14 protein-coding genes are annotated in these 16,281 nt (G+C 42.5%); 4 read left to right on the plus strand and 10 right to left on the minus strand.

The window, feature by feature from the left end; genetic code table 11:
* The first annotated feature begins 19 nt into the window (after positions 1 to 19).
* Positions 20 to 355 carry a DUF1904 family protein gene (locus TW85_RS03690; protein WP_046015709.1) on the plus strand — a complete coding sequence of 112 codons (336 nt, stop codon included), beginning with the start codon at positions 20 to 22 and terminating at the stop codon, positions 353 to 355.
* A gap of 35 nt (positions 356 to 390) precedes the next feature.
* Here TW85_RS03690 and astB read toward each other — a convergent pair whose 3' ends face one another.
* From astB to TW85_RS03710, 4 genes are all read right to left on the minus strand, one after another.
* The gene (gene astB, locus TW85_RS03695) at positions 391 to 1,737 is read right to left on the minus strand and encodes an N-succinylarginine dihydrolase (protein ID WP_046015710.1); all 1,347 of its coding nucleotides are present in this window, start codon (positions 1,735 to 1,737) and stop codon (positions 391 to 393) included.
* 80 nt (positions 1,738 to 1,817) lie between these two features.
* A complete protein-coding gene (gene astD / locus TW85_RS03700; protein WP_202904825.1) occupies positions 1,818 to 3,311 on the minus strand; it encodes a succinylglutamate-semialdehyde dehydrogenase in 1,494 nt (497 codons plus the stop codon).
* Between the two features lie 27 nt (positions 3,312 to 3,338).
* On the minus strand, positions 3,339 to 4,379 hold the full coding sequence (gene astA / locus TW85_RS03705) for an arginine N-succinyltransferase (RefSeq protein ID WP_046015712.1): 1,041 nt from the start codon (positions 4,377 to 4,379) through the stop codon (positions 3,339 to 3,341).
* A 74-nt stretch (positions 4,380 to 4,453) separates the two neighbouring features.
* Positions 4,454 to 5,473 carry an arginine N-succinyltransferase gene (locus TW85_RS03710; RefSeq protein ID WP_046015713.1) on the minus strand — a complete coding sequence of 340 codons (1,020 nt, stop codon included), beginning with the start codon at positions 5,471 to 5,473 and terminating at the stop codon, positions 4,454 to 4,456.
* A 193-nt stretch (positions 5,474 to 5,666) separates the two neighbouring features.
* Between TW85_RS03710 and TW85_RS03715 the strand changes: the two genes are divergently transcribed.
* Complete coding sequence (locus tag TW85_RS03715) at positions 5,667 to 5,906, plus strand: DUF1653 domain-containing protein (protein ID WP_046015714.1); 240 nt, start codon at positions 5,667 to 5,669, stop codon at positions 5,904 to 5,906.
* 4 nt (positions 5,907 to 5,910) lie between these two features.
* Here TW85_RS03715 and TW85_RS03720 read toward each other — a convergent pair whose 3' ends face one another.
* From TW85_RS03720 to TW85_RS03745, 6 genes are all read right to left on the minus strand, one after another.
* Positions 5,911 to 6,390 carry a DMT family transporter gene (locus TW85_RS03720; RefSeq protein ID WP_046015715.1) on the minus strand — a complete coding sequence of 160 codons (480 nt, stop codon included), beginning with the start codon at positions 6,388 to 6,390 and terminating at the stop codon, positions 5,911 to 5,913.
* Positions 6,387 to 6,854: a DMT family transporter gene (locus TW85_RS03725; RefSeq protein ID WP_052701820.1), complete on the minus strand. Its 468-nt coding sequence runs from the start codon at positions 6,852 to 6,854 to the stop codon at positions 6,387 to 6,389. The genes TW85_RS03720 and TW85_RS03725 overlap by 4 nt, the downstream gene beginning before the upstream one ends.
* 199 nt (positions 6,855 to 7,053) lie before the next feature.
* Positions 7,054 to 8,043, minus strand: a complete 990-nt coding sequence (locus TW85_RS03730) for a LysR family transcriptional regulator (protein WP_046015716.1) — start codon at positions 8,041 to 8,043, stop codon at positions 7,054 to 7,056.
* Positions 8,044 to 8,181: 138 nt separating this feature from the next.
* Positions 8,182 to 11,250: an efflux RND transporter permease subunit gene (locus tag TW85_RS03735; RefSeq protein ID WP_046015717.1), complete on the minus strand. Its 3,069-nt coding sequence runs from the start codon at positions 11,248 to 11,250 to the stop codon at positions 8,182 to 8,184.
* Positions 11,251 to 12,360, minus strand: coding sequence for an efflux RND transporter periplasmic adaptor subunit (locus TW85_RS03740; protein WP_046015718.1), 1,110 nt, complete (start codon positions 12,358 to 12,360; stop codon positions 11,251 to 11,253).
* Between the two features lie 230 nt (positions 12,361 to 12,590).
* Complete coding sequence (locus tag TW85_RS03745; RefSeq protein WP_046015719.1) at positions 12,591 to 13,514, minus strand: LysR family transcriptional regulator; 924 nt, start codon at positions 13,512 to 13,514, stop codon at positions 12,591 to 12,593.
* 239 nt (positions 13,515 to 13,753) lie between these two features.
* Here TW85_RS03745 and TW85_RS03750 point away from each other — a divergent pair, with 239 nt between their 5' ends.
* Both TW85_RS03750 and TW85_RS03755 read left to right on the plus strand, forming a co-directional pair.
* A complete protein-coding gene (locus TW85_RS03750) occupies positions 13,754 to 15,244 on the plus strand; it encodes a CoA-acylating methylmalonate-semialdehyde dehydrogenase (protein ID WP_046015720.1) in 1,491 nt (496 codons plus the stop codon).
* 360 nt (positions 15,245 to 15,604) lie between these two features.
* Positions 15,605 to 16,228, plus strand: a complete 624-nt coding sequence (locus TW85_RS03755) for an alpha/beta hydrolase (protein ID WP_046015721.1) — start codon at positions 15,605 to 15,607, stop codon at positions 16,226 to 16,228.
* The last annotated feature ends 53 nt before the right edge of the window (positions 16,229 to 16,281 follow it).

Here is a 16,281-nt window from a genome sequence, read left to right on the forward strand (position 1 = left end):
GCTCTATTAAAGGAATTTCATGCCTCATATACGTGTTAGAGGAATGGCATTTGAGGATCTTGAGTATATATCTGAGCCTCTTATTAAAGCCATTTCTCATTATCTTAATATACCCGCTTTACACTTCACTTTAGAGTATCAAGCTATCACCTATTTAGCTGCTGGTGGCGCGAGTACCGCTTACCCATTTTTTGATGTTTCATGGTTCGAACGAACTCAAGAGCAGAAAGAAGAGGTAGCTCGTATTATTACCGAATTAGTGACACCTAATATTGCCCCAGATACCGATATTTGTGTGCTGTTTCATACGATGCAATCGGATGATTACTTCTACAAAAAAGGCACAACTTCTTAGAAATTGTGCCTTTTCTGATGAGAGGAAAAACGAGATTAAGCTTTTTGGAAGTCGTAAACAGATCCAAGTTGCATGATCTGAGTGAGCTCATCTAAAGCGGTACGTGTTTCGATTAATAGTTGAGGATCAGCAAGATCCTCTTCTAATAAACTGTCACGATAATGACTATCTACCCAAGTATTCAAACGATTAAATAGATCGTCATTCATCAAGCAAGACTGATTAACCGCCGCTCTTTCAGCTTCGTTTAGAACGACACGCAGACGCAAACATGCAGGACCACCACCATTACTCATACTTTGTTTAAGGTCGTAAACTTGCACTTCGTTAATTGGGCTAGGGCCTGCTTTTAACGCTTCAAGGTAAGCCCAAACATTGGCATTGTTCTGACATTCACCTGGTACGATAATAATCATATCGTCAGTACCACGGCTAATTAACTGGCTATTAAATAGGTAAGATTTAACACAGTCTTCAACACTGACTTCACTGCTTTTTACTTCAACAAAGTGTAGTTTGCCTGCTTTACCTGCCCACGCAGCTTCTAAATCTTGACGCATTTGCGCGCTCGAAAGGAAGGCTTCTTCATGGTAGAAGTGTACGTTACGGTTACCCACAGCAATCACGTCATTGTGAAATACACCCGCATCGATGACAGCAGGGTTTTGCTGCGCATAAACAGTATTTGTCGTATTTAAACCGTGGCGACGTACCACAGCTTGAGACGCTTCAAGTGTGTGTCTTGCAGGGAAGCGGCTTGGCTTTACTGCTGCAGCATTGAAAGCTTCTTGGCCGTAAACAAAGAACTCAACCCCCTGATTACCATACTCATCACAAAAACGCGTGTGATTAGCTGCACCTTCATCACCAAAGTGATCCATGCTAGGCAAGGCTTTGTGGTGAGCAAAGTGCTTATCGCCAGGGAAAGTTGCCTGCAAAATAGCACCTGTTACAGGGTGCTCAATAGCACGGTGGAACTTGTTCACCAAGTTTGCAGGTGAAAAGTGAATTCTACCATCAGCACTGTCTGCACTGGGTGATACCGTTGCCGCATTGGCTGTCCACATGCAAGAGGCAGAACTGACACCGGCTAATAGATGAGGCGCTTCTTTGGCTGCTTGTGCCAAAATCTGAGCATCAGTACCTGTAAAGCCAAGTGATTTTAGTGTCGGAATATGAGGTCGTTCATGAGGCGCAAGTACACCCTGAACAAAGCCCATATCAGCCAAAGCTTTCATTTTTACCAAGCCCTGTTTAGCCGCCGCTTTTGGGTTAGAGGCTTGAGCCTGATTGTTTAAAGAGGCCACATTACCAAATGATAAACCGCCATAGTTGTGAGTTGGCCCCACTAGACCATCAAAATTTGCTTCAATTGCCGACATGCTAATTACCTTTGCTTAATTCTTTTCTGTGTTTAATAACACTTGTTTGTTATGTCTTATCTGTCAAACCTGCACTGCCCTTAAAGGGCAATGCCTGGTACAAGTTTCTCTGGCACGGTCAGCGCATCTACTTCAATACTTGAAACTGGGTAAGAGCAGTAATCAGCCGCATAATATGCACTTGATCTGTGGTTACCACTGGCACCCGTTCCACCAAATGGCGCAGTACCCGCAGCACCTGTTGTTTGACGGTTCCAGTTGATGATGCCAGCACGAGAGTGCTGTAAGAACCACTCATATTCAGCTTTATCATCAGACAAAATACCGGCAGATAGACCAAATTTAGTGGCATTTGCTAAGCTCATTGCCTGATCCATATCCTCATAACGTACAACAGTTAGTAGCGGGCCGAAGTACTCTTCATCAGGTAGCTCACCTTTAGCGGCAAGCTCAGTGACATCTAAAATACCTGGAGAGATAAAGCCTGTATTCGCTTCGCCACGCTCAGCTTTTAATAGTGTGCTAGCACCAAGGCCAACTAAACGAGCAAAGGCAGTCGCAATATTGTCAGCCGCTTGAACAGAAACCAATGGCCCCATGAAAGGTTGGTCTTCAGCGTCAAAACGATCAATTTTCAAGCCTTTAGTGACTTCAACTAGCTTAGCTAGAATTGCTTCACCGTGCGCATTGTTTGGTACTAGAAGGCGACGTGCACAAGTACAACGTTGGCCTGCAGATAGGAAAGCAGACTGAACGATTTCATGAATGACAGCATCTAGGTCTTGGGTTTTATCAGATACAAGCAGTGGGTTATTACCACCCATTTCTAAGGCTAGGATCTTACCTGGGTGACCTGCATATGCTTTATGTAGAATATGTCCTACTTCTGGGCTACCTGTGAAGAATAGGCCATCAAGCTCATCATGGTTAGCTAGCGCAATACTGGTTTCTTTTTCACCTTGTACTAGGTTAAGTACGCCATCAGGCAGGCCAGCAGATTGCCATAGTTGGATGATCAAATCTGACACCGCTGGTGTTTGCTCACTTGGCTTAAGCACTATGGTATTACCTGCGATGAGAGCAGGTACGATATGACCATTTGGCAGATGCGCAGGGAAGTTATAAGGGCCAAATACAGCAACAACACCGTGTGGTCTATGGCGTAGGTGAGCACTTACATTAGAGCCGCCGATTGCTGGCATAGCCGTTTCTTTTGAGCCAGTACGTTCATGGTAAGACTTCTCAGAAATACCCACTTTACCTATGGTTGTCGCAACTTCTGTTTTTGTTTCCCAAAAAGGCTTACCTGTTTCGCGGCTGATCAATGTCGCCAAAAGGTCGGTGTTCTCTTTTACTTTCTCAGCAAATTTTTTAATGATATCTAAACGGTATTCAAGGCTTGAGTTTGCCCATGCTGGAAACGCTTTACGAGCTGCTTTAAGTGCTGCATCTACTTGTTCTGGACCTGCTGCTTTTGCTTCCCATACTAGGCTGGCATCGGCTGGATCAATCGATTGAAAAGCATTACCTGTACCTGCAACCCATTGGCCATTGATAAAGTGTTCTTGTTTCATAGTCATTATCTTAATCCTTATAAATTGTTATGGTTTAGCAGGAGACAGCTCGACAATACGAACGGCTTCTTTGTTATTAACACATAGATGTTCAGCTTCTTCTTGGCTCAGTGTGAGTGTGCTGCCAGGGGTGCTGTTGCGTTGAATCAAAATACAACGGAAGTCAGCTAACTTAGAGTTAGATACTAGGTAGTAGGTGCCTTCTTTTTCTTGTGCTTCATCTGTAATTGTCGCTAGACATAGACGACTCTCGCGTACAGCACGAATGTTTGGAACATGGGCTTCAACGGTTGGGCCACCATCAAAGATGTCTACATAGTTCTCGTAGCAGAAACCTTCTTGCTGTAGCAAACGTAAAGCAGGCGCTGTTTTATGGTGTACTTGGCCTAGGCAGTCTTGCGCTTCTTGACTTAAGAAAGCGGTGTAAACTGGGTTACTTGGCATCAATTCAGCGATAAATTGTTTGCTACCTAGTGAGGTAAGCTCATCTGCCTTTTTGAAATCAAGAGAGAAAAAGTGACGACCCAAAGACTCCCAAAGTGGTGAGCGGCCTTCGTCATCACTGACACCACGCATTTCGGCGAAAATCTTGTTAGTAAAGCGCTCAGGGAATTGTGCTAAGAACAAGAAGCGTGCTTTAGATAGCAGTTGGCCATTTTTAGAATGACGGTAGCCTTCTTCTAAAAACAAGGTGCAGATTTCACTCAAACCTGTGTAGTCATTGTTTAATACCAAGGTTGGCATTATGTTGTGCACACCAAGTTCACGTGAAGAGTGAACCAATTTACCTAGGTGGTAGCTGTAGAAAGGCTCGTCTAGGCCGACGGTTGCTAACAGTCCACTGGTACCCACGATAGCACCAGTTTCAGTATCTTCTAGAACAAACAAGTAACTCTCGTCTGTTGGACCTTCAATGGTCTCTTTAGCAAATGATTGGTTCGATACTTCGATTTTATTTTTCAGAATCGCTTCATCAGGTACTAGAGAAGTAAAACCAACACCAGTTTTATCTGCAAGCTGGTATAGGGAATCTAGCTCTGTTTTAGCGATTGGGCGTATGACCATCATAAGATTAGGCCTCTATAAATTTAATCATGGGTTAAAAAGGGATTCGGTAAATTTTTTTGTCTAAGGAAACTTTATTAAATCGGTACCCAGTGCACTTCATCTCCTTCCTTCATTTGCAAGGTTTGTTGCACCTTTGAAGAGATAGATAGTGACTCGGTATCTTTTTGGTAATTGGCGTTTGCCAGAGTTACCTTGAATTCTTCTAGTTCACCACTGGCTATTATGTGTAGGGATGAATCATTTTTTATGACATCCGTGTTAAAGCCAGTGGACTGACTGTTACTTATGGTTCTTAAGTCGCTAGCTCTTGCTTCAACACTTGGGCCTGCGTCAAAAATGTCCACATAACCTTTAAAGCTGAATCCTTCTTCTAAAAGTATGTCGCTAGTTTTTTCTGAATCTTCATGTACAACACCTATTACCTGCTGTGCAGCATCTGGCAAGGTAGGGACATAAATTGGGTATCTTGGCATTAGATCAGCGATGAAGTGTTTATTACTCACACCGGATAAATAATCGGCTTTTTGAAAGTCCATGCTAAAGAAGTACTTGCCTAGTGAGTCCCAAAATGGAGAGTAGCCTGCTTGATCACTTTCACCTCTTAGCTCAACAAATAGCTTGGAAGTGAAACGCTCTTGGTGTTGTGCGATGAAAAGCAAACGAGCACGAGATAAAAGCGACATGGTTTCATGCGTTTGGTGCTGCTGGTCAACAATCAATGCGACTAGGCGGCTTGTTCCACTATAGTCGTGGCATAAAAAGAGAGCCGGAATACGATTGTGGATTTGTAATTGCGGTGAGGCATGGACGACTTCGTCAATACGGTAGCTGTAAAATGGGGCATCTGTTCCCACCATGGCATCGATCCCGCAGACACCTACAATTTCATCATTACTGGTGTTTACCAACACAAAGCAGTAGGATTCTTCGCCCGGTTGTACCACCTCTTGTTGCATAGAGCGACGTGAGGACGCTATTTTGTCATTGAGTCTGTCACGATTAGCCGGAAAATTGGTGATTCCAATACCCGCTTGTTGCGCTAATCTTTCTAATGCTGGTAAATCAGCAAAGTCGACTGGACGAACTAGGTACATAAATTTTCCTTATTGTGAAAAACAAGATCAATAGGGTAAAAGGGCAGATTAGTTATTTTATTATTGATGAAATGGCTGAAGTAAAGAAGATGGCTAATTTTGTTTTTGCGACAAAATTTTCTTAAAAAGGGACTTTTTTTGTCTTAAATACATAATTAATTGCTGAAATATAAATTAGAAGAGATTGAAAAGCATGAGTGCAGAGATTAAAGCAGGCATTTATCGTCATTATAAAGGCGCCGAGTATAAAGTGGATAAGGTGGTAAAACACAGTGAGACAGAAGAATCTCTGGTGATTTATCAGGCACTTTATGGTGATTATGGTTGGTGGGCTCGCCCTTTATCCATGTTTGTAGAAAGCGTGGAAGTGGGTGGTGAAGAGATACCACGCTTTCATTGGATTAGAGAGCTAGAAGACGAGAACCAAGATTAGCTTGTTATGAGTGACAAGGATGTCGCTTGTTAATTATTTCCTTCGGCTTTTTTTGAGAAAGTCTCACTCCCAAAATAATGAATATGATACCTAGCCCTTGCAGAACATAAGGGAAAAGCTTATCTAGGCTAGCACTAAATACAATATCTAGTAATACTCCCGTCACCATCTGCCCACTAATGACAAGTAGTGCCGCCTTCATTGCCCCTAGCTGATTTAAAACATAACTATTGAGTGCCACATAAAAAGCACCAATGACACCGCCTAAAAATAAATACCAGGTTTCCTTGTGCCATGCTGGTGCTAGGCTACTCAACTCAGTATCTAGGCAAATAAGAATCAAGCTCAAAAATAGAAAGCCAAAAATATGGTTATAAAATGATGCTTTAAATGGCCCTTTATGTAGGCTTAATTGGCCATTGAGGCTGCGACTTAAACCAATGCAGAGACCATTAGTTAAGGCTAAGAGAATCAATAAACTCATAAAGAATTACCTGCAAAAATGATGAGCATACTGCCGCTTAAAATGAGGAAAATTACTTTTACATCGTGCCAACCAAGCCGCCTTTTTGGGCTATTGAATAGACCAAAACTATCCACTATTAAACTAAATAGAATTTGCCCTAATAAGGCCAAGGATAAAGTGCCAGCAAGGCCTAATTCGGAATTCACAGTAACAGCCGCAAGCATGACTGTCATAGCGCCAGGTAAGCCACCTAAGTAACTGTACCATTTGGCTTTTTTGTCTTTAATTGCGCTTGCATTAAGCTTTTTTTTGCCAATGATTAGCAATATAGAGTATGCACAAAAAGCCCCTAATCCATGGGCAATCCATGATGCCTCAAGGGGAGAGTTGAGTAAGGCAAGCTGTGAATTTAGCTGGATCATGAGCGCTAGGAGGGCACCCGAAAATAAAGCTATCGTAGCGTAAGAGTATGTTTTGTTCACCTGATTACATCCTATGTTTGAATAGGTGAATTGTAAGTGGATTAGTAAGGTAGGATAAGCCAGAAAAGAGACAACTTACTGTTGCCATTTGGGAAACAGTAAGTCGAATTTTATATAAATTGTTAAATGCCCCTCATCATAAATCTAGGGGCTTTTATCCACACGCTGAGGTGGGAGGGTTTATTCGCAGGTTCCCTAGCTAGATATGCTTTATCAGCTTGTTAATCATCCAAGGTGAGTTCTTCATATGGTTGGCAATTTTTTCTCTCAGCCATTTGTGAGACAAATCATTGTTGTTTCTTTCATGCCAACACATTTGCACTGGGTGTTGATTATCGTATGGGTCTAACTTAACTATGTCTTCTGGAAGAGGCATGAGCTTAATATCATCTCCTCTACCTGAGCTTGCCATAAAATCCATCATTAGATTGGCGGTTGCATAACCTGTTACCAAGGTCATACCATTTTTGATGGCTTTCATAGCCGCTAATAAGCTTTCAGTCTCTAAGTTAGGCATGATATCAAAGCCTTGCTGTTGCAGCTTTTGTAGCGTGATAGAAGGGCTCATAGCATGGCGCTGAATATGGTGCGAGGCTAACGGGTAATTAACCAAGTCAGCTGTTTCAAACTTGTCTTTATTAAAGAGAGGGTGTGCTCGGCTAATCAAAATACAACCTTCAATATGGCCAATTAACTTTGAACGCACATTATTTGGCGTACCGTTAATCATTCCTATACCTAAATCAACCGTAGACTGGTTTAGCTCATAAAAGCTTTGTGTTCCCCAATTTGAAATAGATAGCTTTACGTTAGGCGCTTCAGCATAGATTTCAGATAACAAAGGCTCGATAAAGCTTGCTAGAACACTCTCGTGAATATGAAGGCAAAAATGTCTATGTAATTCAGAAAGGTCTAACTTAGGTGGACTAGTTAGAGAAGAGAGAGAATGCAGTATAGGCTCAATCTGTAAATGTAATTCTGATGCTCTAGCGGTCGGGCTTAAACCATAAGCTTGGCGGGAGAAAAGGGCATCATTAAAGACGGAGCGAAGCTTTTGAAGACTTTTACTTAATGCGGGTTGAGTAACACCCAAACGCTCTGCTGCTCTAGATACACTGCCTTCTTCAATAATGGTATGAAAAGCAACAAGCAGTTTTATATCTAGTTGTAATAATTCATCAGTACGCATGGCTTTCTCTTGTATCGCCTTTAACAAGGTGACGTTAGTAAGTGGATATAAGAAGCCCAATAAGCAGTGATTAATGGCTTATTGGGCCGAGTCAGTCAGTATAAAATGACTGTCTTATATAGCGCTTAAATCAGATGATTAAAGCTCTTTCATTGGGCGATATTTCACTCGGAACAAGATGACATAGAAAACAGGGACTGCAATCAGAGTCAAAATAGTGGCAAAGCCTAAACCGAATGAGATAACCACAGCCATACCTTCAAAGAAGGCGTCGGACAGTAGCGGAATCATACCCAAGATAGTTGTGATAGCTGCCATACAAACAGGTCTAACACGACTCACGGCTGAATGGAAAACCGCTTTATAGGTTTCAACGCCTTGGCCTAGTTCCACATTGATCTGGTCGGCCAAGACTATCCCGTTTTTGACTATCATGCCCGAGAGACTCAAGAAGCCTAATAGAGACATGAAGCCAAATGCTGTATTCATCGCCAGTAAGCCTGATGACACACCAATTAAGGCTAGAGGCACGCAGAACCAAATAACCAGCGGCACACGGACCGAGTTAAACAGAAGCACCGTGATGATGAACATGAATAGATAGCCCATAGGTAAAGCGGTAAAGATATTCGCTTGCGCATCGGTACTATTTTCATATTCGCCACCCCACTCTAGGGTATAACCTGGAGGTAGTGGAATTGCTTCTATTGGGGCACGGACACGGCCAAATACAGCCATGGCAGTTTCGCCACCTAATATCTTGTTATCAGACATAACGGTAATGGTACGTTTACGGTCATGACGCTTAATGATCGGATCTTCCCAAATTACATCGAAGCCTTTCACCAAGCTCGTTAGCGTGATGTAAGCGCCAGTAGCTGGGCTATAGATTTGTAGATCACGGATCTGATCAATTGAGCGACGCTCATTCTCAGGCGCTTTTTGTACGATAGGCAAGATATCTGCACCATCGCGATAAAGCCCAATACGAGAACCGTTAAAGTTAGCTAGTAACACCTGATCTAGATCGGCTTTACTAATACCAAGGCGACGGGCTTGTTCTTCATCAAACTGAGGTCTTAGTACTTTAGTACGTTGACGCCAGTCATCCTTGATATTTTCAAGGCCACCATCAGCACGGTAGATTTCTTTAATTTGCTCACTGATGCTACGTAGCACTTTTGGATCAGGGCCTGTGATACGAGCTTCAATTTTCGAACCAGAGCCAGGTCCGAGTTCAAGGCGTTGTAGCTTAGCTTCAACATCAGGGAACTCATCTTTCATTATGTAATAAGTACGTTCAATTAAGTCAGGAATGACTTCAGCATTGTCTGTACGAATAATGAATTGTGCGTAACTAGAATTAGACTGCTCTTGGTTATATGTCAGGATAAAGCGTGGCACACCTTGGCCTGTAGTCGAAGTAATAGTGCTAACACCATCTTCTTTTAATAGGCGCTGTTCTATGCTTTTTGTTAGCTCATAGCTGGCATCAATATGAGTACCAGAAGGGCCCTCAACATCTAGATAGAACATAGCTGTTGTAGAAGGTGGGAAGAAAGATTGCTTCACGAATTGGAAGGCCCAACCTGCAGTCATTAAGCTTGCAATTAAAAGCAGAACCGTTAACCAGCGATAGTGCAGTGCTTTATCTAACAACCACTTATAAGCGACAAAGAAAGCACCCTTGTATGGATCTTCGCCTTCCGCTTCACCTTCTTTGATTTCTTCTTTAAAGAATAAGTCGCAGAAGAATGGGGTTAGCGTAACGGCAGTCACCCAGCTTAAGAAAAGCGAAATGAGGAGTACATAGAAAAGAGAGCCAACAAACTCACCAACAGAGTCTGGCGACAGACCAATTGGTGCGAACGCTGTAATCGCAATAATGGTTGCGCCTAACAGGGGCCATTTAGTTTGGTTTACAACAGACGAAGCCGCTTCTAGTTTAGACATGCCACGTTTAAGGCCTATCAAGACTCCTTCGGTCACCACTATGGCGTTATCCACCAGCATACCTAAGGCAATAATCAAACCACCAAGCGAGATACGTTGTAGGTTAATGGAGAAGTACTCCATTATGATAAAAGTACCTAAAATGGTTAATAACAAGATTAAACCAATCAAGATGCCTGACTTAATGCCCATAAAGACAAGCAGTACTAAGACAACGATACCTACAGCTTCTGCTAGGTTAAGTAGGAAGTTACTAACAGAGCGTTCTACTTCTTTCGATTGGAAATAAACCGTATCTAGGTTAATACCAATAGGCTGTTGGTATTTCAGTTCATCGATACGTGCTTCGATAGATTTACCCGCTTCAACTACGTTTACCCCAGAGGCAAATGAAATGCCTAACAATAATGAGGTATGGCCGTTGAAGTTAATTGGGTTAGTTTGTGGGTCTACATATTCACGTTTAATGGTGGCAATGTCGCTTAGACGAATCATTTCACCAGAAGTAGGGGTTCCAACGATTAGGTTCTCAAGCTCAGAAATGTCTTGGAATTCACCTGTCGGGCTAATACGAATATATTCGTCACCCACACGCACAGAGCCTGCGTTAGATACAGTATTTTGTGTGCTTAATAGGTTTGCTAGGCTAGAAGGGTCGATACCCATAGTTGCTAAGCGAGTACGTGAAATCTCAATTGTGATCTGTTCACTCTGCTCACCAGCAACCTGAACTTTACTCACACCATCGACAAGTACAAGCTCTCGTTTGAGATAATCTATGTAGGTTTCAAGATCCTTGTAAGGATAGCCTTCACCATTAACCGCCAGCATAACCCCGTATACATCACCAAAGTCATCTACGACAACGGGTGTGGTTACACCTGTCGGGAAGTTGCCTTCAATATCGGAAACGGTTTTACGCACTTCATCCCAAATCTGCTTTAGCTCTTGCTTACGATAGGTTTCTTTGATCGTAAGCGTGACTTGTGAGTAGCCAGATTTAGTGGTGGATTTAATCTCATCCACATAGGCTAAATTTTGCAGTGCTATCTCAATAGGATAGGTGACTTCTTCTTCAACCTGTTCTGGTGATGCACCCGGATAGTGGGTAATGATAAGTGCATCTTTGATAGTGAATTCAGGATCTTCTAGCTGACCTAAACCTGTGAAGGCAATCACACCCCCAACAAGCAAGATCAGGGTCAGCATCCAGCTGGTGACCTTACGTTCGATAAAATAAGCTGCGATATTCACTTATAGACCTCGCTCTCTAACCCAAGGACGAACCTTAGTTTCACTGGTCAGGCTGTGAACACCTGCTGCAATAACTTGCTCACCTTCTTCAAGGCCAGACATTATGACAATCTGATCGCCCTGTAGAGAGCCGACTTCTACTTTACGCATTACCGCTCTTTGGTTGGCATCATCATAAACCCATACTTTCTGTTCAGGTTGGCCACCTGCCGCCGTGGTTTCGAAAATTGCTTCAACCGGTAATAAAATATTACGAGTTTGGTTAATCAGCAGGCCTAGGTCGATCACGACATCAGCTGTCATACCTGGTAATAATCTCGCGGAGTCATCTGCTTCACGCTCAATACCCATGGTGATTTCATAGGTCTTGGTTTCGTCATCTGGTGTAGTGTTGTATTCCTTGTAATGAGCTTTATAAACCTTGTCGTTCAACACATTGATGATGACATCAGGTTTGTAGTTAACCGCACTTTCTTGAATATTTGCGATTAAGCTTTCAGGAATAAAGAACTCAAGATCAATTGTCTTGTTGTCCTGAATATGGATCAGACTTTGAGTGGCACTGATATATTGGAAGTTTTCCGTTTCAACATCGGCAATCACGCCATCAAAAGGAGCGTATAAGCGAGTATATGCCAAGTTGTTTTTCGCTCTTTGCAAAGCGTTCTCTGCTTGATCTAGGCTAGCACGACTTGCTTCATAGCTGGCACGGCTGCTCACTCTCTTCTCATAAGTTGCCTTGTTACGATCAAACTCGGATTTTGCAAAACGGTGATCCGCTTTAGCAAGCTCAAGGTCTAGCTCGAAATCTGTTGGGTCAAGCGCTGCGAGTAGCTGGCCTTTCTTAACTTCTTGGCCTGAAGTGACGGCTAATTCATTTAGCTGACCACCAACACGAAAGGCTAGATCTGCCTCATTACTTGCTTTTAATTCAGCTGGGAAGCTACGAATGTTTTCAGCTAGGTTCGAGGTTACCGTAACCAATTTAACTGGGCGTACAACCGCTTCAGCTACTTGGTTGGTTTCTTGTTCTGGGGAGCAGGCACTTATCAATAAGCTTGTGGCTAGGATTGCGCCAGTGCTAAATAATTTAAGAGAAGAAGAGGTCATTCAGTACTCCAATGTACTTGTTAAAGTGAACTAAGTTCAACTGTCAAAGTCTAAGTTGGCGAAATTTTATAACCAGATATTCCATATTAGAATATATGAAAGCATATGAATGATAGTCTTAAAATTCATATCTCTCAAAGGATTGATAAAAAATACCATATATCTTTGCTGTTAATATTCGACTGACAAAGATCAAACTATTTATTGGAGTACTTTTAACTTATTGATTTTTAATTTAATTTGTTGGTTATTTCAAGTTTTAATTCTGACAAATATGTCTCTAAAACGAGGTTGCTTGATGCCCCTTTTCGAGTAATTGCAGAGAATCCAGTATCAAAGTTGAATTGTGAATCTAATAAGGAGCGCATTTTTCCGTCTTTAACCCAGACATCAGCCACATGATCTGGGAGATAACCTATGTAATTTCCTGTGAGGATTAAAAAGGCGATACCTTCCCTGTCAGTGGCGGTTGCTGTTGCATTGAGTTGCTGTAATTTTGCTTTAATTTCAGGGGTTTGCGCATATGCAGGCACGACAGCATCGAGTTTGAAAATATCTTCTTTGGTGATCTCCTTGTCTTCTAGGGCAAACAAAGGGTGGCTGTTGCTACAGTATAATTGAGAGTTTTCCCTGTATAAGGGCAGATATTCCAAACCGGCTAATAATCTAAGGTCTGGCACCATGCCTATATGCAAACTACCGTCTAAAACGCCTTTTTCTATGTCATTTGGCGGTATCATGCTGATATTAATGGTTATATCTGGTCCTTTTTGTTTCAAATTACTGACCGAATTGGTGATAACCATACGTGGCATTGTGACTAGGTTGTCGGTAATTCCTATGTTGAGATCCCCTTTTAGCTTTTCATGTAGGCCATTTATCTGGGTTCTAAAGTCTTCAATAGAGGAGAGGAGCTGTAAGGTGTATTGATAAACCTTGCTGCCTTCTTCGGTTAGGGAAAAGCCAGAGCGCCCTCTTTGACATAAACGAAAGCCTAAGCGAGTTTCTAAATCTGCCATAGAAATACTAATCGCAGCTCGGCTTATATTGAGTTCGACTTCTGCAGCCGAAAAACCGCCGGATTCCACTACGGTTTTATAAATCCTCAATAAGCGTAAATCTGCATCACTGACTTGCCCTTTAAACTGTTTCACCTTGCCTCCCCTTATTCTTGTTTTATGGATTAAACCCTAATGGAGCTGAGTCAAGGCTGGCCTAACTTGTCCCTGCATTTGGTCCAATAAAATGGTTAGCAAATGCTTAACTAAGGTTTAATAGATGAGAATTTATTTAATTTATTGTGACAGGCAAAGTCTGTCAATAAGATTTCTAATTCGGTCGTAACCAATGCACAAAAGCAGTATTTACGACACTTCATATATAGGGGAAGCAAATGAGCTTGGTCGGACATTTAATTAATGGCAAGTCACGTGATGATGCGAAACGCACTCAAGATGTATATAACCCAGCTTCTGGAGAAGTTAGCAAGCAGGTTGCGCTAGCAAGTAAAGAAACCGTTGAAGAAGCGATTGCCGCAGCGAAAGCAGCTTATCCAGAATGGCGTAATACCCCTGCCATCAAACGTGCCAGAGTCATGTTTAAGTTTAAACAATTGCTAGAAGATAATGCAGACACTATCTGCGCCTTGATCGGTGAAGAGCATGGCAAGATCTCCCATGATGCAGCAGGTGAGTTGCAACGTGGTATCGAGAATGTTGAATACGCCTGTGGCGCACCTGAGTTACTAAAAGGCGAACACAGTAAGAATGTTGGTCCTAATATCGATTCTTGGAGTGAATTCCAGCCGTTAGGTGTTGTTGCCGGTATTACGCCTTTTAACTTCCCTGTGATGGTGCCTTTATGGATGTTCCCTATGGCACTTGTTTGCGGTAATACCTTTGTACTTAAACCATCCGAAAGAGACCCAAGCGCTACCTTGTATATTGGTCAACTATTGCAAGAAGCTGGCTTACCTGATGGCGTATTTAATGTGGTTAACGGTGATAAAGAAGCGGTTGATACCTTACTTGAACACAAAGACGTAAAAGCGGTGAGCTTTGTTGGTTCTACCCCAATTGCTGAATACATTTATACCCAAGCCAATGCACATGGTAAGCGTTGCCAAGCGCTAGGCGGTGCGAAAAACCACGCTATCGTGATGCCAGATGCAGACATGGATAATGTGGTTAGCCAATTATTAGGCGCGGCTTTTGGTTCTTCTGGCGAACGTTGCATGGCTTTATCTGTTGCGGTTGCTGTCGGCGACCAAGCGGCAGATGCTTTAGTCACTAAGATGCAAGACGCCATGAAAAACTTAAAAGTCGGTGCAGCAACGGATGCCAGTAATGATTTTGGCCCTGTAATCACTAAAGCACATCAAGAGAAGGTGTGCGGTTATATCTCTAGCGCTGAAGAGCAAGGTGCTAAAGTGGTTGTCGATGGACGTAATGTGGCAGTTGAAGGCTATGACCAAGGTTTCTTTGTCGGTGGCACCCTAATTGATAATGTCACCACTGAAATGCAGAGCTATCAAGAAGAAATCTTCGGCCCAGTGCTTCAAGTGGTGCGTGTGAATAGCATGCAAGAAGCCATGGACATGATAGACGATCATGAATACGGCAATGGTACTTGTATCTTTACCCGTGATGGCGAAGCGGCGCGTTATTTCTCAGATAACATCGAAGTGGGCATGGTAGGTATCAATGTGCCGCTACCTGTGCCAGTGGCTTACCATAGTTTTGGCGGTTGGAAGCGTTCTTTGTTTGGCGATCTACACGCTTATGGTCCTGATGCGGTGCGTTTTTATACTAAGCGTAAGACCATTACTCAGCGTTGGCCTTCGGCTGGTGTGCGTGAAGGTGCGCATTTCTCTTTCCCTTCTTAGAATTGGCTTAATAGTGAGTCACGAAAGCCCCCAGGTCGTGATTCACAATGAGATAATGCTTAGTCAATCCTTAAGAAAAACGAGAAAAGTGAGACTTAGTTCGTGATATCAACTCAAACCATGACACTCTTTAATGAGTGCATGGTTTTTTTTGTGCCTAAGATATTAAGCTGTAAAATGCTGTTCATCCGCAAACTAGCCTAATAAACATGCAATTATTATGGAGCTTAGGGGTTATTCTTATGTATGTTAATGACATGGCTCTTTTATTAGGCTTTACTTTAGCGCGACACTAGAATGAATCTAGTATCCAATATCTTAGTTAAGACACCTTTAAAAGTTGTGAAAAGGATTAAGTGAATGAATTATCGTCGATTTGTTGTTGGTTTTAAGCAAATCAGTCTCTTGCTAGCCATGCTTGTATTAGCGGGTTGTGCTGGTATGGATGGACCAACCCAAAAGGCAGGGATAGCTAATCGAGATAATACGCAACTTGAAATTTATATTGAAAAGGATGTGGCATTTATATCTGGTGTATTGGGCTCTGATTTACCAGAGCAGCTGAGCAACATGGTGCGCCAAAGTCCTAATATTCAAACGTTAGTCTTGGTAGATATTCCAGGCTCTATCGACCAAGAAGCAACTATGCAGGCTGCTCGACTTATTCGCCGCTTAGGCCTAAACACCATGATTGCAAGGACAGGCTATGTACTCTCTGGTGGTGTTGATCTGTTTTTAGGTGGAGTAAAACGTAATATTGGCCCGGGTGCAGGTGTTGGTGTGCATTCATGGTATGACCAACTAGGAATAGAGCCAGAAGAGCTGAATCTTGCCGACCCTATCCATGCGACGTATGTGAACTTTTACCTAGAAATGGGTGTGCCTGAACGCTTTTATTGGTTTTCTTTAGATGCTGCCCCTGCTGAGCGTATATACTTTATGTCACCAGAAGAAATTTATGATTTCCAGTTAGCTACAGATTAGCGCAGCGCATTTCACGGCTTAATGATCGTCTGATAAATTAAAATAATAGGAGA

This window comes from Marinomonas sp. S3726 (genome assembly GCF_000967665.1).
Classification (GTDB): Bacteria; Pseudomonadota; Gammaproteobacteria; order Pseudomonadales; family Marinomonadaceae; genus Marinomonas.